The organism is Kribbella turkmenica (genome assembly GCF_004348725.1).
GTDB classification, from domain to species: Bacteria; Actinomycetota; Actinomycetes; order Propionibacteriales; family Kribbellaceae; genus Kribbella; species Kribbella turkmenica.
Genome location: NZ_SMKR01000112.1, coordinates 1 through 25,658 on the forward strand (window position 1 = coordinate 1; position 25,658 = coordinate 25,658).

Sequence of the window (25,658 nt, forward strand, 5' to 3'; positions counted from 1 at the left end):
GGCTCGAGGTCCTCGGAGTCCGGCATCTCGCCGTCGGCGGGCTGGGTCAGCGAGGCCCGGCCGGCCCGGGCGGACGCGTAGACGACCGGGAAGTCCAGTGCGCTCTGGTCCGCGTCGTGGTCGAGCAGGTCCAGGAACAGCTCGTAGGTCTCGTCGACGACCTCGGAGATCCGGGCGTCCGGGCGGTCGACCTTGTTCACCACCAGGATCACCGGCATCTGCCGGGCCAGCGCCTTGCGCAGTACGAACCGGGTCTGCGGCAGCGGGCCCTCGGAGGCGTCCACCAGCAGCACGATCGCGTCCACCATCGACAGGCCGCGCTCGACCTCGCCGCCGAAGTCGGCGTGGCCGGGGGTGTCGATGATGTTGATCGTCATCTGCTCGCCGTTGGCCATCTTGTGCCGGACGGCGGTGTTCTTGGCCAGGATCGTGATGCCCTTCTCACGTTCCAGGTCGCCGGAGTCCATCGCCCGCTCGTCCACGTGCTGGTGGGCCCCGAAGGCGCCGGACTGCCACAACATCGCGTCGACCAGGGTGGTCTTCCCGTGGTCGACGTGGGCCACGATGGCCACGTTGCGCAGGTCGTTACGGACAGGCATGGGGAAGCGCTCCAAGCAGTCGAAGGGCAGTCAGCGGTTCAGGCGGTGGCTACGGCATGTTCACGTGCCACTCGACACAGGGCGCAGCATCTCCATCCTACCGGTGACGGAGCGTGCCCACGAATCGGGCAGCCCTTTGACATTCGTTGACTGGACGTCCAGTCTATAGACCGGGCGCCTGGGGAGGGGTCCGAGAACGGGGTCGACGCCCGGGAGCGCCGAGCACGAAGTGGGGGGTTGCTCGGCCCTCCGGGGCCACGACCAGCATCGGGAAGGAATCGTGCCGCGCTCGGCCAGGGTGAACCAGGAGATGCGGGAGCGGTCCCGGGAGCGGATTCTGGCCGCCGCCCTGGAGGTGTTCGCGGCGAGGGGCTACGAGGCCGCCTCGATCTCCGAGATCACCGCGCGGGCCGACGTCTCCCGGGGCCTGGTGGCCTATTACTTCGCCACCAAGGAGCAGCTCGCGGCCGAGCTGCTGGACCGCTGGCTGGACGGCATCACCGGGATCCTGACGATCGAAGGGACGCCGGACGAGCGACTGGCCGGCATCATCGACGGCGCGCTGATGGCTGCCGCCACCACGCTGCCGATCCAGCGGCTGGCCATCACACTGATGATGCAGCCCAGCACGCACGACGTCTTCGCCCGGGTGGAGGCCGACAAGAACGTCCGGCTGGCCCAGGTGGAGGACGCGATCCGCTCGATCTTCGCGGCCCGCGGTGCCGCCGACCCGGCCGTCGAAGAGATGTTGCTGAGAGCAACGTTGGAGGGCGTCACAGTCAAGCTGGCGATCTACCGGCAGACCTTCCCGCTCGAAGCTGTGCGGCGTCGCCTGTACGTCACCTACGACCTGCCGCAGCCGGTCGCGCCTCTTCCGGTCCCGTCGCCTCCGGTGGATCGCCTCCGCGCCAGGTGATCCCGCGCGTACGACGATCGGCGTATCCGTGGAGCCGCCCAGTGAGGGATGTCAGACCCGCGTTGGCGCTCCAGTGTGGTCGACATGAACAGGACTGTGGTTTCCCGGAGGACGTTGTTGGGCGGCGCGCTCGGCGTGGCTGCGGCCGGTGGATCGGGGGTGCAGAGCACCGCGGCCGTGGACGATCCGGTCGCGCGCTGGATCAGGCGGAACGCCGTACCACTGGACGATGTCCGGCAGTTGCGCCGGTCGATCGGTACGGCGCGGATCGTCGGGCTCGGTGAGGCGGTGCACAACACGGCCGAGATCACTCGCGAGAAGCACCGGGTACTGCGCTATCTGGTCGAGCGCATGGGGTTCCGGTCGATCGCCTTCGAGGAGGACTGGTCGCTGTGCACCCAGGTGAACGAGTACGTGCGAAGCGGCCGCGGCGACCTTCAGGCGATGATCGGCCGGATGAGCCCGGCCTGGCGGTCGCGGGAGCTGGCCGACATGATCGAGTACGTTCGCGGGTACAACGCGAAGCGTCGCGACAAGGTCTTCTTCGCCGGGGTCGAGTACTACTCGACCCGTGACCTCGTCTACGACGCCATCGACCGGTACGTCGCCCGGCACGCGCCCGGTCGCCTGGCCGAGCTGCGCCGTAGCCTCGATCCGCTGCGGCCGGGGACCACCGACATGGGCCAGTACGTCCGGTGGTACTGGAAGGAGGTCGGGGACAAGGCGCCGTACATCAGCAAGGCGCGGGCTGTGTACGACCTCGTCCGCCGGATGCCCGACCAGGTGATCGTCCACCACGCCCGGCAGATCGTCTCGTTCTACGAGGCGTTCGACCGGCCCGACGCCGAGATCCCGGCGTTCCGCGACGCCCGGGCGGCCGAGAACGTGCGCTGGGTGCACCGCTACGGCGGCGACAAGGTCGTGTACTGGGCCGCGAGCGCGCACACCGCGAACGCACCCGGGCTCCGCTACGTCGTGCCGCCGATGCCCGACGTGACGTTCCAGAACGCGGGTTCCTCCCTGCGCCGCTGGTACGGCGACCGCTACCGCATCCTGGGCTTCACCTTCGACAGCGGGACGACGCTCGGCCCGATGGGACCGATCGACATGCCGCCGGCATCGGCCGACTGGTTCGAGGCCCGGCTCCGGGCGGCCCGGTCCGAGCGGTTCAGCCTCGATCTGCGGCGGCCGGCGAACGACGCCGTCCGGCAGTGGCTGCGCAATCCGGCGAAGACCCGCGGCTACCCGGAGATCGGGCCGGCGTCCTGGATGACCGGCGGCAGTGTCGCGGAGTGGTTCGACGTACTGATCCACACCCGCCACGTCACCGCGGTGACGCCCTACTGAACCCGGTGCACCTTGTGCTGGGCGGCCTGCGCCCGCGGGCGCACGGTGAGCCGGTCGATGTTCACGTGCGGCGGCCGGGTCGCGACCCAGGCGACGATGTCGGCGATGTCGTCGGAGGTCAGCGGCTCGGCCACCCCGGCGTACACCGCGTCGGCCTTGGCCTGGTCACCGTCGAACCGGGTCAGCGCGAAACCCTCGCTGCGGACCATGCCCGGCGCGATCTCACAGACCCGGACCGGCTGGTCGTACAGCTCCAGCCGGAGCGTGTCGACGACGGCCTTGACCGCGTGCTTGGCGGCCACGTACCCGCCGCCGCCCTCGTAGGCGACCTGGCCGGCGGTCGACCCCATCACGACGATCGTGCCACGGCCGGAGACGAGGGCCGGGAGCAACGACTTGGTGACGGCCGCGACGCCGATCACGTTCACCTCGTACATCTGCCGCCAGGCCTCCAGGTCGGCCTCCGCGACCGGCTCGAAGCCGAACGCGCCGCCGGCGTTGTTCACCAGCAGGTCGAGCCGGTCACCGACCGCCGCGGTCAGCGCGGCGACGTCGTCGGCCGACGTCACGTCGCAGCGGACCGCGCGGCCGTCGATCTCCTTGGCCAGCGCCTCGATCCGGTCGAGCCGGCGGGCCGCGCAGATCACCTCGAACCCCTCCCGGGCCAGGTGACGGGCGGACGCGGCGCCGATTCCGCTGCTCGCTCCGGTGACGACGGCTAGAGGACGCGCATTCGAAGTCATGCCTCCGAGTCTCCCAGCCCGGTTGCCATCGGCGGGAACCAGTCCGCACAGTAGAACGTCGGCTCTTTCTGGAGGGGGCGAGATGGCGAGCGAGTCCGGCGAGGACCCCGGTCACCTGAGCACGGCCCAGGTGTTCTCGCCCGACGTGCCCGCGTCGGCCCGCACACTGCTGACCGAGCATCCGGACGCGCTGATCCCGGCGAGCGTCCCGCACGAGGAGGTCGTCGCCCGGCGTCAGCCGGCCGGCGAGTCGGTCGGCGGCCTGCTGATCTTCGGCGGCATCGAGGTCGGACTGTGGTTCTTCCTGCGCTGGCTCCTCTTCACGATCTTTCCGGACGGCCTGGCGTTCTGGCTGAGTGGCGGCGCCGCGGTGCTCGGGGTGTTGCTGTTCACCGCGGGCATCGCCGCCCTGGCGGGCGAGTCCAGGGCGCGTGGAGTGGCGCGCAAGTACCACGGTCGGTACTTGCTGGCCGGGGACTGGGACGAGCAGGGCCAGGCCCTGATGCGGCGGGCGCAGCGGGCCGTCGACCGGATCCAGGACTCCGAGGTGAGCAGGCGCGGTCTGCTCGACGCGGCGAAGAACGACGTGGTCCTGCCCGAGCAACTCTGGGACATCGGCCGGGTCCTCCAGCAGATCTCGGTTCTGCGAGCCCGGCAGGCCCACATCGGGGAGCAACTGCGGACGGCCCGGTTGGAGACGGTCCTGCAGCCGCAACAGCAGGCCCTCGAGCTGTCCGTCCAGGCGATGGAGGCGAAGGTCGCCAAACTCGAGCAGTACGCCGACCAGGTTCGCGAGGCGGACGCCGTACTCGAGGTCGAGACCGCGCTGGAAGGCGCACTGGAGGACCGCGAGCGGTACGTCGAACTCCTCTCCAGCACCGAGGTCGCCGGGCACGGCGGCCTGATCGAGGAGCTCAGCCAGGAGACCGCCGACCTGCGCGAGACGCTGTCACGCAGGGTCGCGGCCGCCCTGGAGAGCGGTCAGGCTCTCACCCTGCCGCCACAGGACGCGGACCAGGGAGACCCGGAGTTACGCTGACCACGTGAGCCTCCCCTCCGCCGACCGCCCTCTCCGACGGGTCGCGATGATCAGCCTGCACACGTCACCACTGGATCTGCCGGGGACCGGCGATGCGGGCGGGATGAACGTCTACGTGGTGGAGCTGTCGAAACGCCTCGCCGACCTGGGGATCGAGGTCGACGTCTTCACCCGTGCGACCTCGTCGGCGCTGGCCGCCCGGATCGAACTGATGCCCGGCGTGATGGTCCGCAACGTCGCCGCCGGTCCGTATGAGGGGCTGACCAAGAACGAGCTGCCCGCGCAGCTGTGTACCTTCGCCCGCGCGGTCCTGCGCGCCGAGGCGATCCACGAGCCCGGCTACTACGACGTGATCCACTCGCACTACTGGCTCTCCGGCCAGGTGGGCCTGCTCGCCCGCGACCGCTGGGCCGTCCCGCTCGTGCACACCATGCACACGATGGCCAAGGTCAAGAACGCCAGCCTGGCCGACGACGACGTACCCGAACCGCCCGCCCGGCTGCTCGGCGAGGAGCAGGTGGTCGAAGCCGCCGACCGGCTGCTGGCCAACACCGACGACGAGGCGAACGAGCTGATCACCCTGTACGGCGCCCAGCCGGCGAAGGTCGGCGTGGTCAACCCGGGTGTGGACCTGGACATGTTCAGCCCAGGCGACCCGGCGGAGGCCAGGCGGGCGATCGGGGTGCCCGGGGACGCCGTCGTGCTGGCGTTCGTCGGGCGGATCCAGCCGCTGAAGGCGCCCGACCTGCTGATTCGGGCGGCCGCGCGGATGCTCGAGCGGGACCCGTCACTGCGCTCGCGGCTCGTGGTCGCGGTGATCGGCGGGCCCTCCGGCAACGGCATGGAGCATCCCGAGTCGCACGCGGAGCTGGCCCGGGCGCTCGGGGTCGACGACGTGACCCGGTTCGTCAAGCCGATGGAGCGGTCCGCGCTGGCTGACTGGTACCGGTCCGCGTCGGTCGTCTGCGTGCCGTCGTACTCGGAGTCCTTCGGGCTGGTCGCGCTCGAGGCGCAGGCCTGCGGTACGCCGGTGGTCGCGGCGGCCGTCGGCGGGCTGACGACCGCGGTCGTGGACGGGGAGACCGGGCTGCTGGTGCCCGGGCACGCGGTCGACGACTTCGCCGGCGCGCTGACCCGGATCGTGACGGATCCGCACACCCGCGAGACCATGGGCCGGGCGGCGGTGAAGCACGCCCGGGGCTTCGGCTGGGAGCTGACCGCCAAGAAGACGCTGGCCGCGTACCGGGTCGCGACCGAGACGATGGCGGCGGAGCTCGCCGCGGAGGTGGCTGGATGAGAGTGTCGGCGGCGGACGTGATCCGCCAGGTCCTGAAGGAGAACGAGCTCGACTTCACCGAGGGCGAACCGGGCGCCTTCACCGCGGACCTGCCGGGGGAGCGGAAGCTGAGGACCACGGTCACGCTGACCGTCGGGCCGCAGGCGGTGCACGTGCACGCCTTCGTCGCCCGGCACCCGGACGAGAACCACGAGACCGTCTATCGCTGGCTCCTGGAGCGGAACCTGAAGATGTACGGCGTCGCGTTCGCCGTCGACCACCTCGGCGACATCCACCTCGACGGCCGGGTCCCGCTGCACGCCATCACCCCGACCGAGGTGGACCGGCTGCTCGGCGCCGTCCTGGAGTACGCCGACTCGTCGTTCAACACGATCCTGGAGCTCGGCTTCGCGTCCTCGATCCGCAAGGAGTACGAGTGGCGGGTGTCCCGGGGCGAGTCCACCCGCAACCTGGACGCTTTCAAGGGCTGGCTCGAGCCCCAGTAGTCTGAGGGCCATGACCTATCGCCTGATCCTGCTCCGCCACGGCCACAGCGACTGGAACGCCAAGAACCTCTTCACCGGCTGGGTCGACGTCGACCTGAACGCCCAGGGTGTCGAGGAGGCCCACCGCGGTGGTGAACTGTTGCGCGAGCGTGGCCTGCTCCCGGACGTCCTGCACACCTCGGTGCTGCGCCGGGCGATTCGCACCGCGACCATCGCCCTCGAGGTGGCCGAGCGGCAGTGGATCGACGTACGCCGGTCCTGGCGGCTGAACGAGCGGCACTACGGCGCGCTGCAGGGCAAGGACAAGAAGCAGACCCTGGAGGAGCTCGGCGAGGAGCAGTTCATGCTGTTCCGGCGCTCGTACGACACCCCGCCGCCGCCGATCGAGCGTGGCTCGGAGTACGACCAGGCCGGTGACCCGCGGTACGCCGGCCTGCCGTCGGAGCTGCTGCCGTCGACCGAGTGCCTGAAGGACGTCGTCGAGCGGATGCTGCCCTACTGGTACGACGCGATCGTCCCTGACCTGCGGGACGGCAGGACCGTCCTGGTCACCGCCCACGGCAACTCCCTGCGCGCCCTGGTCAAGCACCTGGACAACCTGGACGAGAAGACCGTCGTCGGCCTCAACATCCCCACCGGCATCCCGCTCTACTACGAGCTTGACGAGGACTTCCACCCCGTCACGCCCGGCGGCGAGTACCTCGACCCCCAGGCCGCCCAGGCCGCCATCGAAGCCGTCAAGAACCAGGGCCGCTGAGCCAGGGGAAACGCCTCCGGCGCGGCTGCTGGTTAGGACGGCTGCGCCGGGCTGTGGGCCGCGAGGTTGACCAGGCTGCGGGGGGCGTGAACAGGTTATTACCTGTGCAAGCCCCCTGCTGACTGGTGTCACCCCCGACGAACGAACAGCCCCCGGCAACCACCTGGTTGCCGGGGGCTGTTCGTTGTGCTCAGTTGCCGTTCGGGCTGGGGGTGGAGGCGCCGGCGCCGGAGCCGGCGGCGGTGCCGCCGACGGCGACCGGAAGCTCGCCGGTGACCAGGTAGACGACCCGGCGGGCCATCGAGACCGCGTGGTCGGCGATGCGCTCGTAGTACCGGCCGAGGAGGGCGATGTCCACCGCCACCTCGACGCCGTGCGGCCAGGAGTCGTCCATCATCAGCCGGAACTGGTTGCTGCGCAGCTTGTCCATCAGGTCGTCGGTGGCCTCGAGCTTGGCGGCCGCCTCGACGTCGCGGGTCTGGATCACGTCACCGGCCGCGTCGACCATCTTGCCGGCGACCGCCCCCATCTCCTCGATGACGGTGTGCAGCTCGGCCGGGATCGCCGGCGACGGGTACCGCAGCCGGGCGATCTTGGACACGTGCGCGGCCAGGTCACCCATCCGCTCCAGGTCGGCGACCATCCGCAACGCAGCGACCAGCATCCGCAGCTCGTTGGCCACCGGCGACTGCCGGGCCATCAGCTCGAACACCTTCTCCTCGACGCCCTCGCCGGCCGCGTCCAGCTGGATGTCGGCCGCGATCACCTCCTCGGCCTGCCGGATGTCGGCCGCCAGCAGCGCCGCCGTGGAGCGTCGTACGGCGGTGGACACCGTGCGGGTCATCCGTTCCAGCTCGGCGAGGATGTCGTCGAGCTGCTCGTGGTAGGTGTCACGCATCGTGTTCGTTTCCGATCTGTGGTGTCCGGTACTGCGGGTGGACAGGGAGCCAGGACCACCTGGTACCCGCCCAACGGTGACCGTATGCCGTCGAGGTTGCCGGACGGCGACGAGTGGTGAACGCCTGATGAACAGTTGTGTCGTCCCCCGGTCATCCGGTGATCATTCGGTCTTTCCCTGCTGGTTGCCCGCGTAGCATCGTTGCCGTGGACCCCACGCTGGCTGCGGTGCTGGGCGGCGTCATCGGCGCGGCCCTGGCCCTGCTTTCACTCGGCGCGATGATGCTCAGTGAGCGGGCCCAGCGCACCATCCCGGAATCCCCGGAGCCGGCCGTCCCGAGCGGTGTCGCCACCGTGCTGTCGGTACTGCGCTCGTCCGCGGTGGTGATGGGTCCGGAGGACCAGGTGCTCCAGGCCAGCGCCCCGGCGCACGTGCTCGGCATCGTCCGGGGTGAGCGGCTGGTGGTCGAGGACCTGCTGACCATGGTCCGGGCGGTCCGCCGCGACGGCGAGATCCGCCAGCAGGACCTGGAGATCGTCCGCGGCCGGCTCGGCGCGACGCAGTACGTCAGCGCCCGGGTGGCGCCGCTGGGCAGCCAGCTGGTGCTGGTGCTGGTCGAGGACCGCACCCGGGAACGCCGGCTGGACGCGATCCGGCGGGACTTCACCGTCAATGTCAGCCACGAGCTGAAGACCCCGATCGGGGCGCTGATCCTGCTCGCGGACGCGGTCTCGGAGGCGTCCGACGACCCGGAGGCGGTGCAGCGGTTCTCCGGCCGGATGCGGGTCGAAGCCTCCCGGCTGAGCCGGCTGGTGAAGGAGATCATCGAGCTGTCCCGGCTGCAGGGCGACGACCCGCTGGAGAACCCCGGCCCGGTGGACATCAACGCGGTCATCGACGCCGCGGTGGACCGGTGCCGGATCGACGCCGAGGACCGCGACATCAAGATCGTGGTCAAGACCGAGCCCGAGCTCGAGGTGATGGGCAGCGAGGACCAGCTGGCGATGGCGATCGGCAACCTGGTCGAGAACGCGGTCAACTACAGCCCCGACGGCACCCGGGTCGCGGTCGCCGCGCACCCGATCGGCGACCTGGTCGAGCTGACCGTCAGCGACCAGGGGGTCGGCATCCCGAGCAGTGACCTGGAACGCATCTTCGAACGGTTCTACCGGGTCGACCGGGCCCGGAGCCGGGAGACCGGTGGGACCGGGCTCGGCCTGTCCATCGTCAAGCACATCGCCTCCATCCACGGCGGCGACGTGCGGGTCTGGAGCGTCGAGGGCCAGGGTTCCACCTTCACCGTGAGACTCCCGCTGCGGCTCGAACCCGCACCGGGCCAGACCGGCTCCCCCAGCCAGGAGGAGCCGGCCATCCCCTTGGCGCCTACCCCGCCGAGTCAGATCACAAAGGAGACAGCTTCGTGACCCGAGTGCTGGTCGTCGAAGACGAAGAGAGCTACAGCGACGCGTTGTCGTACGTGCTGCGCAAGGAAGGGTTCGAGGTCGCGGTCGCCGAGACCGGCCCGGAGGCGCTGGACGAGTACGACCGGGCCGGTGCGGACATCGTTCTGCTCGACCTGATGCTGCCGGGGCTGTCCGGCACCGAGGTGTGCCGGGCGTTGCGCAGCCGGGGCAACGTCCCGGTGATCATCGTCAGCGCGAAGGACACCGAGGTGGACAAGGTGGTCGGCCTGGAGCTGGGCGCCGACGACTACGTCACCAAGCCCTACAGCCCGCGCGAGCTGCTCGCCCGGATCCGCGCCGTCCTGCGGCGGGGACAGGACGTCGAGCTGCTGCCGGACACCTTGGAGGCCGGCCCGGTCCGGATGGACGTGGAGCGGCACGTGGTGACGGTGTCCGGGACCGAGATCCGGCTGCCGCTGAAGGAGTTCGAGCTGCTCGAGATGCTGTTGCGCAACACCGGCCGGGTGCTCACCCGGGGCCAGCTCATCGACCGGATCTGGGGCGCCGACTACGTGGGCGACACCAAGACCCTGGACGTGCACGTGAAGCGGCTGCGCTCGAAGCTGGAGAAGGACCCGTCGAACCCGCAGCACCTGGTGACGGTGCGTGGCCTCGGTTACAAGTTCGAGTCCTGATTCACATCCCCGCAGGTCGCGGGGTGTGCGGGGTTAGCTTAGGCTCTCCTTAGTTGAGGCAATCTGTCGAAGGAGAACCACCATGTCCTGGTCCCGTACCCGGGTCGTCGGCGCGGTCACCGCCGTGCTCCTCGCGACGACCGCGCTGGCCGCGTGCGGCAGCGATGCCGGCGAGCAGAGCGGCGACTCGGGCAGTACGCCGGCTGCCGGGTTCCCGGTCACGCTGAAGAACACGTTCGGTGAGACCACGATCACCAAGAAGCCGGAGCGGATCGTCACGCTCGGCTGGAACGCCCAGGACGTGGTCTACGCGCTCGGCGAGACGCCGGTCGGGATGCCGAAGGTGACCTACGGCGCGACCCCGGAAGGGGTGACCGCCTGGGACGCGGACAGGTTCGACCCCGCGAAGACCGAGTTGCTGGACGCCGCCGACAAGTATCCGTTCGAGAAGATCGCGGCGCTGAAGCCGGACGTGATCCTGGCGCCGTACGAGGGCTTCGACGCGGCGACGTACAAGACGCTGTCGGACATCGCGCCGACCGTCGCCTACCCGGGCGCGCCGTGGCAGACCACCTGGCAGGACCAGACCCTGCTGGTCGGCCAGGCGCTGGGCAAGAAGGCCGAGGCGGAGAAGCTGATCGCGGGGATCGGCGACCGGATCGAGCAGGTCGCCGCCGAGCACCCGGAGTTCAAGGGCAAGACGATCACGGTCGGCTCGTTCGGCGCCGAGAACTACGTCTACATGCCGGGCGACCCGCGGGTGCAGATCCTGAACGAGATGGGCTTCGTGAACGCGCCCGGGGTCGAGGCGCTGGAGAGGACCAACACGAAGAAGGAGTTCGCGCTCACCATCAGCAAGGAGAAGATCTCCGACGTGGACGCCGACGTGGTGGTCGCGTACGTCGACGGGCTCGGCGCGCCGAAGTTCGCCGCCGACCCGGTCTACTCCTCGATGGGCGCGGTCAAGCACGGCAGCGCGTACGTGATGGCGGACCAGCAGGTGATCTCCGGGATGAGCGCGGTCAGCGTGCTCAGCGTCCCGTGGGTGCTGGACAAGATCCTTCCCGGCCTGACCAAGGCCGCCCAGGCCGCGCACTCCGCGGGCTGATCCCGCGACCCGCCCGGTACGGCGGCCGATCCGTCGTACCGGGCCCGTCCGTCCGTCGGGACCTCGGCCACAGGTCCCGCCGGTACGACGAACGGGCCGTCCCGCGCCGGGGCGGCCCGTTCGGCTGTCAGCGCTCGGGGGTCAGCCGTGGCCGCCCTCGTCGGGGCGGGGCGACGGCGAGTAGTGGTCCTCGGTGATGACCGGAATGTGGGTGGTGATCGGTGCCGCCTCGCCGAAGGTGATCGTCACGTTGATCATCTGGCCGGGCTTGGCGCCGGTGACGGTGATCGGCCCGCCGGTCGTCCCGGGGGTCTCCGTCGTCCCGGGAGTCTCGGTGGCACCAGGGGTCTCGGTCGCGCCCGGGGTCTCGGTGGCTCCCGGGGTCTCCGGGGTGGTGGTCGCCTCGCCCGCCTCGCCGCCGGCCGGCGGCAGCAGGGTCGACGTACCGGCCTTGAGGTCCAGCTCCTTGACGTTGCCGAACGTGACCTGACCGGGCTGGTCGCCACCTTGCCGGTCGTCGGTCTCCGGCGCCTGCTCGATCCCGACCAGGGTGTCGTCGGTGCTGCCGTTGTTCACGATGACGGCGTGCAGCTCGCCCTTGCCGTCCTCGGAGGCGATCACCAGGACGTTGCGGACCGCGATCGAGCCGGAGTCGGCGTTGGTGCCTTCGGCCGCCTGGTAGTTCTGCTGCGTCTGGGCGTTGAAGTTCGCGCCGCAGGCCGTCAACGCGATACTCAGGGTGGCGGCGGCACCCGCCAGCGCGGCGCGCCGGACTGACCGCGAGGACAACGTGATCGGCACTGGAATCCCTCTCCTGCAAAGCTGTCGATGGCCGTCAGGCAACAGCCTCCGGCGCGTCACAGCGTAGCTGTCGTGCCCGCCCGACCCGGCACCGGCATGGCGGTCACGGGCGGTCGCCGAGGTGTCCCGGGCAACCATCCACGCGCACACGAGGCACGGCAAAGAGCGTTTGTCAAGGCGGGAAGTGGCCTCTGACCAGCGCAAACGCCCCGACCGGACCATCTACAGCGTGGTAGTATTGAGCTTGGAAAGGGGCACGTGACATATGACTTTCACAGTCGGCGAGACGGTTGTTTACCCCAATCACGGTGCGGCCGTCATCGAGGACATCGAGACCCGTCAGATCAAAGGTGAGGACAAGACCTATCTGGTCTTGAGGATCGTCGCTCAGAACGACCTGGTCGTCCGGGTCCCCGCGTGCAACCTCGATCTTGTCGGCGTGCGTGACGTCGTGGATCAGGCTGGCCTGGAGCGCGTCTTCGACGTGCTGCGTGCACCGCACACGGAGGAGCCGACCAACTGGTCGCGACGTTACAAGGCGAACCTCGAGAAGCTGCACTCCGGTGATGTGATGAAGGTGGCTGAGGTCGTGCGCGACCTGTGGCGCCGTGAACGTGACCGCGGTCTCTCCGCCGGTGAGAAGCGGATGCTGGCGAAGGCTCGCCAGATCCTGGTCTCCGAGCTGGCCCTGGCCGAGCACACCAACGAGGACAAGGCGGAAGCCATCCTCGACGAGGTCCTTGCTTCCTGAAGTAGTCCTGCATGAGTAGCGCGGTCGTGATTCCCGCGGCCGGGCTGGGGCTGCGACTCGGTGGTGAGACCCCGAAGGCATTCCGAGAGGTCGGTGGCGACTCGCTGCTGGTCCACGCGGTGCGTGGGCTGAAGGCAGCGACCGCCGCCGACCTCGACTGTTTCGTGGTGGCGGTGCCGCCCGGTGCGGAAGAGGCGGTCGGCAAGGAACTGGAGCCGTACGTCGGTGATGCCCGGTTGCTCGTCGTTGCCGGCGGCGCCGAACGGCCCGACTCGGTGCGGGCGGCGCTGGACGTCGTACCGTTCGACGGTATCGACTGCATCCTGGTGCACGACGCGGCCCGGGCGTTCGTCCCGGCCGCGGTGATCGAGCGGGTCGTCGAGGCGGTGCGTTCCGGTGCGCAGGCCGTCGTTCCCGTGGTTCCGGTGACGGACACGATCAAGCGGGTCGGTCCGACCGGCGACGTGATCGACACGCCCGACCGATCGACGCTGGTCGCCGTTCAGACGCCTCAGGGCTTCGCCCCTGACGTACTGCGCCGGGCGCACGCGGCCGGCCTGGTCGGTGCGACCGACGATGCGATGATGTGCGAGCGGCTCGGCGTGACCGTGACGACGGTCGAGGGCTCGCCGGACGCGTTCAAGGTGACGCGCCCGCAGGACCTGTTGCTCGCCGAGGCACTGCTCGCGGAAAGGCGACTGGGGTGAAGCTCCCACGGGTCGGCAACGGTGTCGACGTTCATCCGCTGGAGGAAGGCCGGCCGATGTGGCTGGCCGGCCTGCACTGGCCGGACGAGCCGACCGGCCTGTCGGGTCACTCCGACGGCGATGCGGCCGCACACGCCATCTGCACGGCGCTGCTCACCGCGGCCGGACTGGGCGACCTCGGGTCGAACTTCGGGACCGCCGAGCCGGAGTGGGCCGGTGCTTCCGGAGTCGCGCTGGTCGCCGAGGCGGCGCGCCGGGTGCGGGCCGCCGGGTTCGAGATCGGCAACGTCAGCGTGCAGGTCGTCTGCAACCGGCCGCGGATCGGCGGCCGCCGCGAGGAGGCCGAGAAGGTGCTCTCCGCGGCCTGCGACGCCGAGGTGTCGGTGAGCGCGGCAACGACCGACGGCCTGGGCTTCCCGGGCCGCGGCGAAGGCATCGCCGCGATCGCGACCGCACTCGTCTACTGACGTTCCGGCCCGGGCAGGCTGACCGGGTCCGCCGAGAACCGGGCGGACCTCGGATCCAGTTCGTCACCCATGACCTGGGTCAGCAGGTTGTACAGCTCGGGTCGGCGGCCACGGAGCCAGCGACGGCCGGTTGCCAACGGCACCAGGTCCAGGTCGAGGTCGGCGACCACCACGGACTCGGCCGGTACCGGGGTCTCGGCGACGATCCGGCCATACGGGTCGAGGATCATCGCGTTGCCGGTGCGCAGCTCGTCGTCGTCCCGGCCGACCCCGTTGCTGAACAGCACGAACAACCCGTTGTCGTGCGCCCGGGCCGGCAGCCAGCGCATCAGCCAGCCACGTCCGCTCGGCCCGTCGAAGGCGGCCGCGATCGCGTCCTGGTCGCCGCTGTCCCAGATCTGCCGCGGGATCGGCTTCATCCCGTGCGGGCTGCGGGAGTTCGTCCCGCCGGTCTGGTGCGGCGCCAGCAGAACCGTTGCTCCGAGCAACGCGGTGATCCGGACGTTCTCCACCAGGTTGTTGTCCCAGCAGATCAGCACGCCGGCCCGGAATCCCCAGGGCGTGTCGAACACCGTGTACGACGACCCGCTGGCGATCGCCTCGTGCTCGAACGCGTGCAGCTTGCGGTGCACGTGGACGTCACCGGTCGGCAGGCAGACGGCGTACGAGTTGAACAGCTTGCCGTCGGCACTCTCCAGGAACCCGACGCCGATGCCGGCGTCGAGCTCCTTGGCCAGGGCAAGGACCCGGCCGACCGTCGGCCCGTCCGCGGGGGACGCCAGCTCGTGCAACCGCTCGGGCGTGTGCCGGCGGAGGTGCCAGTAGCCGAGCAGGCACATCTCCGGGAAGACCACCAGCCGGGCGCCGCCGGCGACCGCCTGCCTCGCCAGCCGCTCGACCGTGGCGAGGTTGGCCGACGGCTGGTCCGGGACCGGTTCGAACTGGACGACCGCGCTGCGAAAGAGGTTCATACCCCCCATCGAAACGCCCGGCGTTCCATGACGTCCAATAGTTGTTTGGTTAGGTTCCATATCGTGGGGTTATGGATCTCCGACTGCTCCGGGCGTTCGTCACCGTCGCCCGGCTGCGCAACTTCGGGGCCGCGGCCGAAGAGTTGTCGACCAGTCAGCCCGCGCTGACCAAGCAGATGCAGGTGCTGGAGCGAAAGGTCGGTTCGGTGCTGTTCACTCGCGGTCGCCACGGCGCCCGGCTGACTCCGGCGGGTGAGCTGCTGTTGCCTGACGCACTGCAGTTGCTGGAGCGGTCGGAGGCGTTCGACCGCCGGGCGGCGAGGGTCGCAGCAGGTGACGAAGGCTCGCTGGCGATCGGATTCGGGATGTCCGGGATCGAGATCGCCCCGCGGGCGGTCGCGCTGTTCCGCAGCCGCTGGCCGGGTGTCTCGGTGTCGCTCGACGACATGTCCTCGACGGTCCAGTGCGAACGGCTGCTGGCCGGCAGCCTGCAGATCGGGTTCGTCCGGCTGCCGGTCCCGGCCGGTCTCGAACACCTACGCTTACGGCGCGACCGGCTCGCTCTCGCGGTCCCGTCGGCGCTCGACGTACCCCGGGACGTCGGCCAATGGCTCGACGGCCGGCCGCTCGTTCGGCTCACGCCGTCCCGGGGGCCGGGCCTGACCGCGCAGATCCACGGCCTGTACGCCGAGCTCGGTTGCCATCCCACCGTTCTTCAGGAGTCGGCCGACCTGCAGACCGTGCTGGCGTTGGTTGCCGCCGGCGCCGGTCCGGCCGTCGTACCGCAGTCCGCCGAGCGCATCGCCCCACCGGAGCTGCGCCTCGTTCCGTTGCCCGGACGCGCCGCCACCTGGTGGATCGGAGCGGCCTGGGCCACGAGGACTCCGCTCACGGAGCGTTTCGTCAAGGCCGCGGCCGAGGTCGCCCGTTCTTGAGGGCGGGCAGCTCGGTCGCATCCAGCCAGGCCGAGAAGAGTTCGCGGACGGCGTTCTCGTCCGGGCTGAAGGCCGTCGCCAGCGCGATGAACTCGTCGGTCGTCACCGAGCCGTGCCGGTGGGACTTCGTCCACGCCCGCAGGAGGTCGAAGAAGGCGTCGTCGCCGAGGTGCTGGCGCAGTACGTGCAGCGTGATCGCGCCACGCTTGTAGAGCCGGTCGTCGAACATCAGCTCCGGGCCGGGATCGGACAGCGACAAGTCCTGCGGCAGGCCCTTCAGCCGGGTGTGCGCCTTCGACACCTGCTGCGTCGCCGTCAGGCCGCCGGACGCCTCGGACCACAGCCACTCGGCGTAGCAGGCGAAGCCTTCGTTGAGCCAGATGTGCCGCCAGCTCGCCGGGGTCAGGCTGTTGCCGAACCATTGGTGCGCGAGCTCGTGCGCGACCAGTCGCTCCGATCCACGCCGGCCGTCGACATGGTTGCTGCCGAACACCGAGATCCCCTGCGCCTCCAGGGGTATCTCCAGCGGATCGTCCGTCACCACGACCGTGTACGACGCGAACGGGTACGGCCCGAACAGCCTGCAGAACAGCTTCATCATGTCCTGCTGCCGGCCGAGATCCGCCTTCGCGTTGGGCATCAGGGACGCCGGCAGCACGGCCCGGGTCGTCACCGGCGACGTGGCCAGCTCGATCTCGTCGTACCGGCCGATCTGCACGGTCGCCAGGTACGTCGCCATCGGCGCGGCCTGGTCGAAGACCCAGGTGGTCCGGCTCGCCTTCACCCGCCGCGACACCAGCCGGCCGTTGGCGACCACGTGGTACGGCGAGTCGGTGGTGATCGTGATCCGGTAGTGCGCCTTGTCGCCGGGGTGGTCGTTGCAGGGGAACCAGGTCGCCGCGCCGCTCGGCTGGCTGGCGACGATCACGCCCTCGGTGAGCTCGTCCCAGCCGAGCTCGCCCCACGGACCGTCCTCGGGCTTCGGGTTGCCGGCGTACTGGATGTCGACGGTGAACTCGGCGCCGTCCATGACGTTCGCCGAGATGTGCAGCTTCCCGGCCCGGTGCGAGTAGCGCTGCGGCCGGCGGCCGTTGACCGAGACCTTCGACACCCGCAGCCCGGACAGGTCGAAGCTGATCCGGGACAGAGCCTGTGTGGCCACTGCGGTGATCGTGGCCTTGCCGGTCAGCCGGTTGCTGCTGACCCGATAGTCCAGGTCCAGCTCGTACGACTCGACGTGGTAGCCGCCGTTGCCGTGCGAGGGCACGTAGGGGTCACCGGCGCTCGCCGCACCAGGCTGCCCGTTGTTGCGGGCAACCATCAGCCCTGCCAGGGGGCGATCGGGTTCCCGGCCCAGCGCGTCCCGGCAGGCACACCTTCACCACGCATCACGAGAGACACCGGGCCGATGGTAGCCCCTGCTCCGACGGTCGCGGCCGGCAGGACGATGCCGTGGGGCCCGAGGGTCGCGCCCGGCCCGAAGGTGACTGTGCTCATGGAGAGAACTCGATCATGAAACAGGTGCGTCTGCAGCACGCAACCGCGATTCACCGTGGCGCCGTCGCCGAGCGTGACCAGATCCGCCTCGGGCAACCAGTAGGTCTCGCACCAGACGCCCTTGCCGATCTTCGCCCCCAGGGTCCGCAGCCAGAGCGCGAGCACCGGCGTACCGGCGGCGGCGTTCGCGAACCAGGGTGCGGCGACCAGCTCGACGAAGCTGTCGACCACCTCGTTGCGCCAGACGAACGAGCTCCACAGCGGGTACTCGACCGCTTTCGTGCGGCCGACGATCACCCACTTGGCGACGGTCGCCATCCCGCCCGCGACCGCGCCGGCGGCCAGGATCACCGCGCCCGACAGCAGGACCGTGAGCCACGGACCGAGCCACACGTCGAGCGCCTGCAGCGCGAACAGTACGCCGAGCGCGATCACGACCGTGCACATCATCGGTACGAACCGGCACAGCTCGACCAGCGCCCGGGCGACCTTCAGTTCGACCGGCGGGTCGAAGGTCCGGCTCTGGTCACTCTCGACCGCCTGGCGACGGAGCTTCACCGGTGGCGAGCCGAGCCACGACGTACCGGCCTTGGACTTCTTCGGGGCCGCGCTGAGCACCGCGACGAGACCGTTCTTCGGCACGCTCCGGCCCGGCGCCGTCATGCCGGAGTTGCCGAGGAAGGCGCGCTTGCCGACCTTCGCGCCCGCCACGTGCAGCCAGCCGCCGCCCAGCTCGTAGGACGCGATCATCGTGTCGTCCGCCAGGAACGCGCCTTCGCCGACGGTCGTCATCTTCGGCAGCAGCAGCACCGTCGACGCCTCGACGTCGCGGCCGATCTTCGCGCCGAGGGCACGCAGCCACCACGGCGTCAGCAGGCTCGCGTACAGCGGGAACAGCAGCGTCCGGGCCGAGTCGAGCAGACGCTCGGTCGCCCAGACCTGCCAGCCGATCCGGCTCCGCACGGGGTAGTGGCCGGGTCTGATCCCGATGCCGAGCAGCCGTACGCCGGCCAGCGTCAGCAGCGCCAGCGTCACGAACCCGACAACGGTCATGAGCGGCACGGCGGCGAGCGCTCCGAGGGCGGCTTGTCCGAGGGACTCGGTGCCTTGGAGTGCTCTGCCCAGTACGACGATCGCCGCGGCGGCCGCCGCGACCGGGAGCAACGACATGACCGCCGACTGCGCGCCGTAGGCGAGGACCCACCAGCGCGCGCGGGCCGGCCGGTGGTCCGGCCACGGGTGGCGGGCGCGGCCGATGCGGACCGCGGGAGAGCCGGACCAGCGTTCGTTCGCCGGAACCTTGCCGGAGACGGCCGAGCCGGCCGCGATCTCGGCGTTTCGGCCGATCTCCGCGCCGGGCAGGAGCGTGGAGCGGGACCCGACGACGGTCTCGGCGCCGACGCTGACCGGGCCGACGTGCAGCTGGTCGCCGTCGATCCAGTAGCCGGCCAGGTCCACCTCGGGCTCGATCGACGCGCCGCGGCCCATGGTGAACATCCCGGTCACCGGCGGCAGCGTGTGCAGGTCGACACCGCGGCCGATCTTCGCGCCGAGAGCCCTTGCGTAGTAGGCGATCCAGGGTGCGCCGGCCAGGTTCGCGGCGCCGGCGGCGTCCGCGAGGTTCTCGGCCGCCCACAGGCGGACGTGGACGTTGCCGCCTCTGGGGTAGGTGCCCGGCTGGAGGTTGCGCAGCAGGATGCGGGCGCCGACGACGGCGATGCCCATCCGGCCGGCCGGGGTGATGAGGATCAGCCAGCCGGCCAGGATCCACCACCACGAGACGGTCCGCAGCCAGGGGAGCGGGCCGGCGAACTCGGCCAGCAGGTTGTTCAGGGTGAAGAGGTAAACGAGCCAGCGGACTCCGACGACCGTCTGCAGGATGAGAGTCAGCGCCGTCTGCAGTAGCTGGGTTGCTCTCGGGGTCGGCCTGATCTCACGGACCTGCACGGGCTCGGTGAGTTGGGTGCGGGATTCGTCGAGCCGGCCGGCCAGTGCCCCGAGCCGCGGGTACTCGTAGATGTCCGCGACCGTCACGTCCGGGTAGCGCTCGCGGAGGGCCGACACCAGTTGAGCCGCGGCCAGGCTGCCACCGCCGTGCAGGAAGAAGTCGTTGTCCGCGCTGGTGACCTTCGCGCCGAGCACCTTCGTCCAACGGTCGGCCAGCCAGCCCGCCGTACCGTCGAGGTCGGCAGCGGGGCCGTCGGTGTCCATGCCGTCGAGCGGCCAGGGGAGCGCGTTGCGGTCGACCTTGCCGGAGGTCCTGGTCGGCAACGTGTCGACGACCGCCAGCAGTGGTACGAGCGCGGCGGGCAGTGCTTCTCGCAGTCGTTCGGTGGCCGCTTGCTGGTCGAAGGTGGCCGGGTCTTCCGGTACGACGTACCCGACGAGCAACTGATTGCCGGCGGCGCTCGAGCGGACGGCGGCGGCCGCGCCGGAGACGTTGGGCAGTGCCTGCAAGGCCGCGTCGACCTCGCCGAGCTCGATCCGGCGGCCGCCGAGCTTGATCTGCTCGTCCGCGCGGCCCTGGAAGATCAGGCCCTCCGGCTCGTAGCGGACGAGGTCACCGCTGCGGTACGCGCGCTCCCAGCCCAGCGCCGGCATCGGGGCGAACTTCTCGGCGTCCTTGGCCGGGTCCAGGTAACGGGCCAGCCCGACGCCGCCGATGATCAGCTCGCCGGTCGCGCCCGCGGCGACTTCGTTGCCTTCGGCATCGATCACGGCGAGATCCCAGCCGTCCAGCGGGAGACCGATCCGGACCGGGCCCCGGCCGGTCAACCGGGCTCCGCAGGCGACCACGGTCGCTTCCGTCGGACCGTAGGTGTTCCAGACCTCGCGGCCCTCGATCGCCAGCCGTTCCGCGAGCTCGGGCGGACACGCCTCGCCGCCGAAGATCAGCAACCGGACCTGGTCGAGCGCGTCGGCCGGCCACAACGCCGCCAGCGTCGGCACCGTCGACACGATCGTGATGCCCTGGGCGACCAGCCACGGGCCGAGGTCCATGCCGCTGCGGACCAGGGAGCGTGGCGCCGGAACGAGACACGCGCCGTGCCGCCAGGCCAGCCACATCTCCTCGCAGGACGCGTCGAAGGCCACCGACAGCCCGGCGAGCACCCGGTCGTCCGGCCCGATCGGCTCCCGCTGCAGGAACAGCCGCGCTTCGGCGTCCACGAACGCCGCCGCCGACCGGTGCGTGACCGCGACACCCTTCGGTACGCCGGTCGAGCCCGAGGTGAAGATGATCCACGCGTCGTCGTCCGGCTCGGGGCCGGGTGCTCTCCGGGTGGTGGTGGGTGCGTCGGGTTCGTCCATGCGGGCGGAGTACGGATAGTCGAAGTACCCGTCGGCGTTGTCGTTGGCCGCCGGGGAAGCGGGCTGCGTCCTGAGAAGCTGGAGCTCCAGGTCGTCGGTGACGATCGCGGCGACCGCCGCCTCCCCGAACACCAGCTCCGCCCGCTCGTCCGGGTCGTCCGCGTCGACCGGCACGTACGCCGCTCCCGCCTGAAGCGTCCCCAGGATCGCGACGTAGAGATCGTTGTGCCCTGACGAGATCCGCACCCCGACGCGATCCCCCGGACCGATCCCACCCGCGGTCAACCGCGCCGCGAACTTCCCTGTCTGCTCCAGCAGCTCGCGGTAACTCAAACTCACACTGCCGTCATCGAGCGCCGGCTCGTCGGCGTACTTGTCCGCCGTCTCCCGCAGAACATCCACCAGCGTCCGCGGGGACGGCGCCCACTCCCCGCGTCGCAACGTCACGGCCGGATAATACGCCCCCGAATTAACACCACCTGAACGCCGAACAACCGCGAGACACCGGCCGCGACGTAGACCGTCCCCAACACCCGCTGGTAATGCCTACCGCGCAAGGCTCGCGGCGACACTCCGCGCGCGAGGCCCTGTGTCACCGTGAACGGCCGACTCTCATCCACCCGACCACGATGCCCGATTCCGGCGTCGCCCAGCGCTGGTTGTCCACAGGCCTACTGCACCAGGTCGGCGGGGGCTGCGTAGGTGTTGCAGGCCTTGTTTTCGCTGATGTTGTAGCCGTTCTGGATCCAGAAGCCCTGGTTGGTGGCGAGGCCGTGGGTGCGTTCGTCCTCGGGGGTGCTGGGCGACTCGCCGAAGCTGTTGCTGGACTGTTCCCGGAACTCGTCCATGCGGTCGGTGAGGGGGTAGGACTCGGCGACCGCGCGGCTGAAGACACCGGCGAAGCAGGACGCCTGGAGCTCGTTGCGGCGGGAGTACTCGAGCTTCTTGTCCGGGTGTTCCTGCAGGTACGCCGCTCGCGCGTAGAACAACCCGGTGACGCCCTGGACGTGGTGGCCGTACTCGTGGGCGATCGTCATCAGGTAGGCGAGGTCCTGCTGCGGGCCGAACGCCTTGTTCATCTGCTGGACGTCGGTGTACATCACCTGGTTGCCGTAGCAGTAGAAGGCCAGCACCCGCCCGGACAGCGGCGCGAAATTGCCGCACGGGGTGACGACCGGCTTGTCGAAGACGACCAGGCCCGGGTCCCGCCTGTCCTGGCCGATCTCCTTGAAGATCGGCCGCCACGCGTCGTTCAGGCAGGTGAACAGCTTCTCGTAGTACACCTTCTGCGCGGCGAGGCTGCCGGTGCCGAGGCTGGCGGCCTTGCAGTTCTGCTCGGGCAGCGCGCCGGTGCGGTAGATGTGGGCGTTGAGCAGGTAGTCCTCGGCCGAACCCTGCTGCGGGTTCGTGGTCGCGGTCGGCACGACCGACGGTCCGGTGACGCCGGGCTGGGCAGTGCCGTCGGCGGTGTGGCCGCCGGTCAGGATCACGCTGATCGCGGCCAGTGCCCCGCCGAGGATGACGAGCATCGCGAAGCCGAACAGGACGAGCCGGGCGGCACCACCGCGGCGCTTCGGTGGCTGGAACCCGTTGAACTGTCCGTGCCCGCCGTAGTACGGCTGGTTCCACTGCCGCTGTTGATACGGCCCCTGCTGGTACGGCCCGACCTGGTACGGCGCGCCGTGGAACTGCGGTCCACCCTGGAACTGGCCAGGACCGGGACCCTGCTGCCAGGGAGCCGCTTGCGGGGGCGGCAGAACGCCGGGCGGTGCGCCCACGGGCCGGTCCTGTGGACGGCCCCCGTAGCCGTACGGGCTGCTCACCGGTGTTGCCCTCCTGCCGCTGGATGTCGTCACTCGGGTTCGCTGGACGAACCGGCACGAGACTACTCTCGACCCATGTCACTGAAGCGCCGCCTCCTGCCGGCTGCCCTGCTCGTCTCGCTGAGCACGCCGTTGGTTGCCCTGGGCACGTTGCCCGCGCAGGCCGCCGGGGAACGGGCCACCGACGACCGGATCACGGCGTACGCCGCCGAGGCGACGCTGACCCAGGACGGCAAGCTTCAGGTGAAGGAGACGGTCGACCTCGCCGCCGGGGGTACGACGTTCAGCCGGACGCTGGCGACCCGCGTCCGGGCCGACGCCGAACGGGACCGGACGTACGACGTCGGCGACGTGTCGGCGACGGTGAACGGCCAGCCGGCACAGGGGTTCGAGAACGAGAGCACCGACGACGGCCTCCGGCTCGCCGTGAACGTGTCCGGCCAGTCGAAGATCGTCTACAGCTACACCGTGGACAACGTCGTGGCCGAGTCGACCGAGGGCCGCGAGGTGAGCTGGCCGATCGTGCAGGGCTTCGGTACATCGGTGCCGAAGGCCGAGGTGACGGTGAATGTGCCGTTCGCGACCTGGGTGACCTGCTTCGCCGGCCGGGTCGGCTCGAGCATGCCGTGCACCTCGTCGCAGCTCGCCGAGTCGGCCGCGCTGGAGATCGAGCAGAACGGCGTACCGGCGGGTGGCCGGCTGACGTTCCTGACCGGGCTGAGTGACCGGGCGACCGTTCCGCCGAACGCGGAGTTCACGACCCGGTGGAGTCTCGGCCGTGCGTTCACGGTCGACTCCAGCACGCTCGGGCTGGCCGCGGTGGTGTTCGGTCTCGGTCTGCTGGGTGCGGCGGCGTTGTGGTTCTTCCGTGGGCGGGACGCGGGCAAGATCGGTGGCGGTGGGCCGGAGCGTCCTGTGCTGGACGGCACGGACGGGCCGCAGTTCGCGGCGCCCGACGGCATCCGGCCGGGACAGGTCGGCACGGTGGTGGACGAGACGGCCGACGTCGTCGACATCACCGCGACGCTGCTGGACCTCGCCGTCCGGAACTACCTGACGATCGTCGAGCTGCCGCGGCAGAGCCAGTTCGGCAAGCTGGACTGGGAGCTGCGCCGACTGAACCAGGGTGGCCCCGAGCTCCTGCCGTACGAGAAGGCGATGCTGGACGCGGTGTTCGCGGACGGCGACGCAGTGGTCGTCTCCACGCTCGGCCCGTCACTGCGGCCGCGGCTGAACCTGGTGCGCGAGCAGCTGTACGCCGACGTCGTGACGCAGGGGTGGTTCGCCAGCCGGCCGGACGCAGTGCGGAACCGCTGGACCACTGCGGGCCTGGTGCTGCTGGGCGCAGGCGTCGTACTGACGCTGGTGCTCGCCGTCGTGAGCAAGTACGCCCTGGTGGGCTTCGCGGTGATGTTGGCCGGCCTGGTGCTCGCACTCGTCGGACAGGTCGCACCGGCCCGCACTGCGCGTGGTGCTGCCGTGCTGGGCCGCGTGGCTGGTCTGCAGCGTTACCTGCTGGACGAGACGTCCGCCGACCTTCCGCAGAGCCACCGGCTCGAGTTCGCGTCCCGGTGTCTCCCGTACGCCGCCGTGCTCGGACTGACCGAGAAGTGGGCGTTGGAGATCGCCGCGACCGATGACGACGACGACCCGGACGCCGGCATCGGCTGGTACTCCGGTCCGGACAACTGGCACCTGTCCGACATCGGTGAATCGCTCAGCAACTTCGTCACGTCGTTCGGCGGCTCGCTGACCACGGCGCGCCGCCTCTTCTGAGCGAGGCACACAGAAGCCCGGGTCCGGCGCGAACCCGGGCTTCTTCATGCAGGGCTAGGCCACTCGGGCCTCGTCCGCGGTGTAGGTGTTGCACTTGTTCGGCTGCTTGCTGTTGTACCCGGCGATCGACCACTGGTAGTTGCTGACCCGGTTGCCATGGTCGTACACCCGCGGTCGAGCGTAGTCGTCACCGGTGTGCGCGATCAGGAACTTCCAGTTGGCCAGCAGCGGGTCGCGCATCGGGATGAACGCCGCGTTCGCGCCCAGGTACGCCGCGCCGAGACAGGTGGCCTGCAGTTCGCGGCGACGGCTCTCGAGCAGCTTCTGGTTCGGGGCCATCGACTGCTGCCGCGTAACCGAGGCGGTGAGGATGCCGGCCAGGTTCTGCACGTGGTGGCCGTACTCGTGGGCGAACGTGTTCAGCATGATCGCGCGGGCGTAGACCGGGTTGTTCCGGTAGTACCGGTTGTCCAGCGCGAACGACAGATAGATGGTGGCGTTCGCGGCGCAGTACGCCGCCCGGACGCCGCGCTGCAGGCCACACGGTGACGACAGCCGGCCGTTGTACACGATCGTCTTCGGCGACCGGAAACCCAGACCGGCCTTCTGCATCGCCAGCGACCAGGTGCGGTCCAGGCAGGGGAGCAGATGGGCGTAGTAGTTCCGCGTGGAGGTGATGTTGACCGGCGCGAACGGCGGCTCGGCGCACTTCGACGACGCGATCGGGCCGACGGAGTACAGCTTGTTCGCGGTCAGTACTTCGTCCTCCGCCGTCGGCGCGGGCTCGGACGGCGTCGTCGACGGGCCGGCGGACGGCGAGTCGGACGGAGTCTCCGACGGCGCGGCCGACGGGCTGTTGGTCGCCTGTGGGGCGTCGTCCCCGGCAAACCTCACCAGGAGCGTGACACCGGAGCCGACCACCAGGACGGCGAGTACGACGAGGCCGATCAGCAGACCGCGCGCCCGCTGCTGCTGCTTCCTGCGGCGGTTCGAGCCCGGCGGTTGCGGGATCGGGATCGGCGGGTACTGCCAGGTCGGCTCCTGCTGCACCGGCTGACCCATCGGGCCGATCTGGCTGCCGGCGCCCTGGTGGTAGCCGGGGTGGTGGCCGCGCTGAGCCGCGTGGCGGGGGCCGCCCTGCTGCTGGTTCGGCGGGAGGGCGTTGCTCCACGGGGACGGCGGCTGCTGGGCCGGGCCGGCTTGCGGGCTGGGAGCCCACAGGTAGGAGCTTTCAGAGCTGGGAGCCGGACCACCCTGCGGTCCACGTTCCCCGCTCTGCGGCATCCCACCATGCGGCCACCCATCGTGAGCACTGCCGCTCTGAGGCCCTCCTG

23 protein-coding genes are annotated in these 25,658 nt (G+C 70.2%); 14 read left to right on the plus strand and 9 right to left on the minus strand.

The window, feature by feature from the left end; translation table 11 throughout:
- The coding region (locus tag E1218_RS23585; RefSeq protein ID WP_132323700.1) for a GTP-binding protein at positions 1 to 599 on the minus strand (599 nt) is incomplete at its 3' end.
- A gap of 310 nt (positions 600 to 909) precedes the next feature.
- Here E1218_RS23585 and E1218_RS23590 point away from each other — a divergent pair.
- Positions 910 to 1,515 carry a TetR/AcrR family transcriptional regulator gene (locus tag E1218_RS23590; RefSeq protein ID WP_233712412.1) on the plus strand — a complete coding sequence of 202 codons (606 nt, stop codon included), beginning with the start codon at positions 910 to 912 and terminating at the stop codon, positions 1,513 to 1,515.
- A gap of 84 nt (positions 1,516 to 1,599) precedes the next feature.
- On the plus strand, positions 1,600 to 2,862 hold the full coding sequence (locus E1218_RS23595) for an erythromycin esterase family protein (RefSeq protein WP_165949388.1): 1,263 nt from the start codon (positions 1,600 to 1,602) through the stop codon (positions 2,860 to 2,862).
- Here E1218_RS23595 and E1218_RS23600 read toward each other — a convergent pair.
- A complete protein-coding gene (locus tag E1218_RS23600) occupies positions 2,856 to 3,605 on the minus strand; it encodes an SDR family oxidoreductase (protein WP_132323706.1) in 750 nt (249 codons plus the stop codon). The genes E1218_RS23595 and E1218_RS23600 overlap by 7 nt on opposite strands.
- Before the next feature lie 82 nt (positions 3,606 to 3,687).
- Here E1218_RS23600 and E1218_RS23605 point away from each other — a divergent pair, with 82 nt between their 5' ends.
- Genes E1218_RS23605 through E1218_RS23620 form a run of 4 tightly spaced genes read left to right on the plus strand, consistent with a single transcriptional unit; the run spans position 3,688 to position 7,183 of the window.
- Positions 3,688 to 4,644 carry a hypothetical protein gene (locus tag E1218_RS23605; RefSeq protein WP_132323708.1) on the plus strand — a complete coding sequence of 319 codons (957 nt, stop codon included), beginning with the start codon at positions 3,688 to 3,690 and terminating at the stop codon, positions 4,642 to 4,644.
- A gap of 46 nt (positions 4,645 to 4,690) precedes the next feature.
- Entirely contained in the window at positions 4,691 to 5,941 is a 1,251-nt protein-coding gene (gene mshA / locus E1218_RS23610; protein ID WP_132323742.1) for a D-inositol-3-phosphate glycosyltransferase, read from the plus strand.
- The gene (locus E1218_RS23615) at positions 5,938 to 6,426 is read left to right on the plus strand and encodes a type III secretion system chaperone family protein (protein ID WP_132323710.1); all 489 of its coding nucleotides are present in this window, start codon (positions 5,938 to 5,940) and stop codon (positions 6,424 to 6,426) included. The genes mshA and E1218_RS23615 overlap by 4 nt, the downstream gene beginning before the upstream one ends.
- Before the next feature lie 10 nt (positions 6,427 to 6,436).
- Positions 6,437 to 7,183, plus strand: coding sequence for a phosphoglyceromutase (locus tag E1218_RS23620; protein ID WP_132323712.1), 747 nt, complete (start codon positions 6,437 to 6,439; stop codon positions 7,181 to 7,183).
- A 190-nt stretch (positions 7,184 to 7,373) separates the two neighbouring features.
- On the opposite strand, the gene phoU is transcribed toward E1218_RS23620, so the two are convergent.
- Positions 7,374 to 8,081: a phosphate signaling complex protein PhoU gene (gene phoU, locus E1218_RS23625; RefSeq protein WP_132323714.1), complete on the minus strand. Its 708-nt coding sequence runs from the start codon at positions 8,079 to 8,081 to the stop codon at positions 7,374 to 7,376.
- A gap of 206 nt (positions 8,082 to 8,287) precedes the next feature.
- On the opposite strand from phoU, the gene E1218_RS23630 reads away from it, so the two are divergent.
- The 3 genes from E1218_RS23630 (at position 8,288) to E1218_RS23640 (ending at position 11,287) form a co-directional block, all read left to right on the plus strand.
- The gene (locus E1218_RS23630) at positions 8,288 to 9,505 is read left to right on the plus strand and encodes a sensor histidine kinase (RefSeq protein ID WP_132323716.1); all 1,218 of its coding nucleotides are present in this window, start codon (positions 8,288 to 8,290) and stop codon (positions 9,503 to 9,505) included.
- Entirely contained in the window at positions 9,502 to 10,179 is a 678-nt protein-coding gene (locus tag E1218_RS23635) for a response regulator transcription factor (protein WP_132323718.1), read from the plus strand. Before E1218_RS23630 ends, E1218_RS23635 begins: the two co-directional genes overlap by 4 nt.
- A gap of 82 nt (positions 10,180 to 10,261) precedes the next feature.
- A complete protein-coding gene (locus tag E1218_RS23640; RefSeq protein ID WP_132323720.1) occupies positions 10,262 to 11,287 on the plus strand; it encodes an iron-siderophore ABC transporter substrate-binding protein in 1,026 nt (341 codons plus the stop codon).
- Between the two features lie 141 nt (positions 11,288 to 11,428).
- Here the strand turns inward: E1218_RS23640 and E1218_RS36220 are convergent, their stop codons facing one another.
- Positions 11,429 to 12,088, minus strand: a complete 660-nt coding sequence (locus E1218_RS36220; RefSeq protein ID WP_165949389.1) for a hypothetical protein — start codon at positions 12,086 to 12,088, stop codon at positions 11,429 to 11,431.
- Positions 12,089 to 12,353: 265 nt separating this feature from the next.
- On the opposite strand from E1218_RS36220, the gene E1218_RS23650 reads away from it, so the two are divergent.
- From E1218_RS23650 to ispF, 3 genes are read left to right on the plus strand one after another with little or no spacing between them, the layout of a single operon-like run.
- Positions 12,354 to 12,839, plus strand: coding sequence for a CarD family transcriptional regulator (locus tag E1218_RS23650; protein WP_012918679.1), 486 nt, complete (start codon positions 12,354 to 12,356; stop codon positions 12,837 to 12,839).
- Positions 12,840 to 12,850: 11 nt separating this feature from the next.
- The gene (ispD, locus tag E1218_RS23655; protein WP_132323724.1) at positions 12,851 to 13,546 is read left to right on the plus strand and encodes a 2-C-methyl-D-erythritol 4-phosphate cytidylyltransferase; all 696 of its coding nucleotides are present in this window, start codon (positions 12,851 to 12,853) and stop codon (positions 13,544 to 13,546) included.
- The gene (gene ispF / locus E1218_RS23660) at positions 13,543 to 14,013 is read left to right on the plus strand and encodes a 2-C-methyl-D-erythritol 2,4-cyclodiphosphate synthase (RefSeq protein WP_132323726.1); all 471 of its coding nucleotides are present in this window, start codon (positions 13,543 to 13,545) and stop codon (positions 14,011 to 14,013) included. The genes ispD and ispF overlap by 4 nt, the downstream gene beginning before the upstream one ends.
- Here ispF and E1218_RS23665 read toward each other — a convergent pair.
- Positions 14,007 to 15,044, minus strand: coding sequence for a nitrilase family protein (locus tag E1218_RS23665; protein ID WP_407657627.1), 1,038 nt, complete (start codon positions 15,042 to 15,044; stop codon positions 14,007 to 14,009). The two genes, ispF and E1218_RS23665, sit on opposite strands and share 7 nt — an antisense overlap.
- 11 nt (positions 15,045 to 15,055) lie before the next feature.
- On the opposite strand from E1218_RS23665, the gene E1218_RS23670 reads away from it, so the two are divergent.
- Entirely contained in the window at positions 15,056 to 15,919 is an 864-nt protein-coding gene (locus E1218_RS23670; RefSeq protein ID WP_132323730.1) for a LysR family transcriptional regulator, read from the plus strand.
- On the opposite strand, the gene E1218_RS23675 is transcribed toward E1218_RS23670, so the two are convergent.
- The 3 genes from E1218_RS23675 to E1218_RS23685 all read right to left on the minus strand — a co-directional run bounded on the left by E1218_RS23675 (position 15,888) and on the right by E1218_RS23685 (position 22,503).
- Complete coding sequence (locus E1218_RS23675) at positions 15,888 to 17,240, minus strand: M1 family metallopeptidase (RefSeq protein WP_132323732.1); 1,353 nt, start codon at positions 17,238 to 17,240, stop codon at positions 15,888 to 15,890. The genes E1218_RS23670 and E1218_RS23675 overlap by 32 nt on opposite strands.
- Positions 17,240 to 21,172 carry a Pls/PosA family non-ribosomal peptide synthetase gene (locus tag E1218_RS23680; RefSeq protein ID WP_132323734.1) on the minus strand — a complete coding sequence of 1,311 codons (3,933 nt, stop codon included), beginning with the start codon at positions 21,170 to 21,172 and terminating at the stop codon, positions 17,240 to 17,242. The genes E1218_RS23675 and E1218_RS23680 overlap by 1 nt, the downstream gene beginning before the upstream one ends.
- Positions 21,173 to 21,396: 224 nt before the next feature.
- Positions 21,397 to 22,503 carry a neutral zinc metallopeptidase gene (locus E1218_RS23685; RefSeq protein ID WP_233712413.1) on the minus strand — a complete coding sequence of 369 codons (1,107 nt, stop codon included), beginning with the start codon at positions 22,501 to 22,503 and terminating at the stop codon, positions 21,397 to 21,399.
- Positions 22,504 to 22,623: 120 nt separating this feature from the next.
- Here E1218_RS23685 and E1218_RS23690 point away from each other — a divergent pair, with 120 nt between their 5' ends.
- The gene (locus E1218_RS23690) at positions 22,624 to 24,324 is read left to right on the plus strand and encodes a DUF2207 domain-containing protein (protein ID WP_132323738.1); all 1,701 of its coding nucleotides are present in this window, start codon (positions 22,624 to 22,626) and stop codon (positions 24,322 to 24,324) included.
- Positions 24,325 to 24,378: 54 nt separating this feature from the next.
- Here the strand turns inward: E1218_RS23690 and E1218_RS23695 are convergent.
- On the minus strand, positions 24,379 to 25,658 hold a 1,280-nt coding region (locus E1218_RS23695), incomplete at its 5' end, for a neutral zinc metallopeptidase (RefSeq protein ID WP_233712414.1).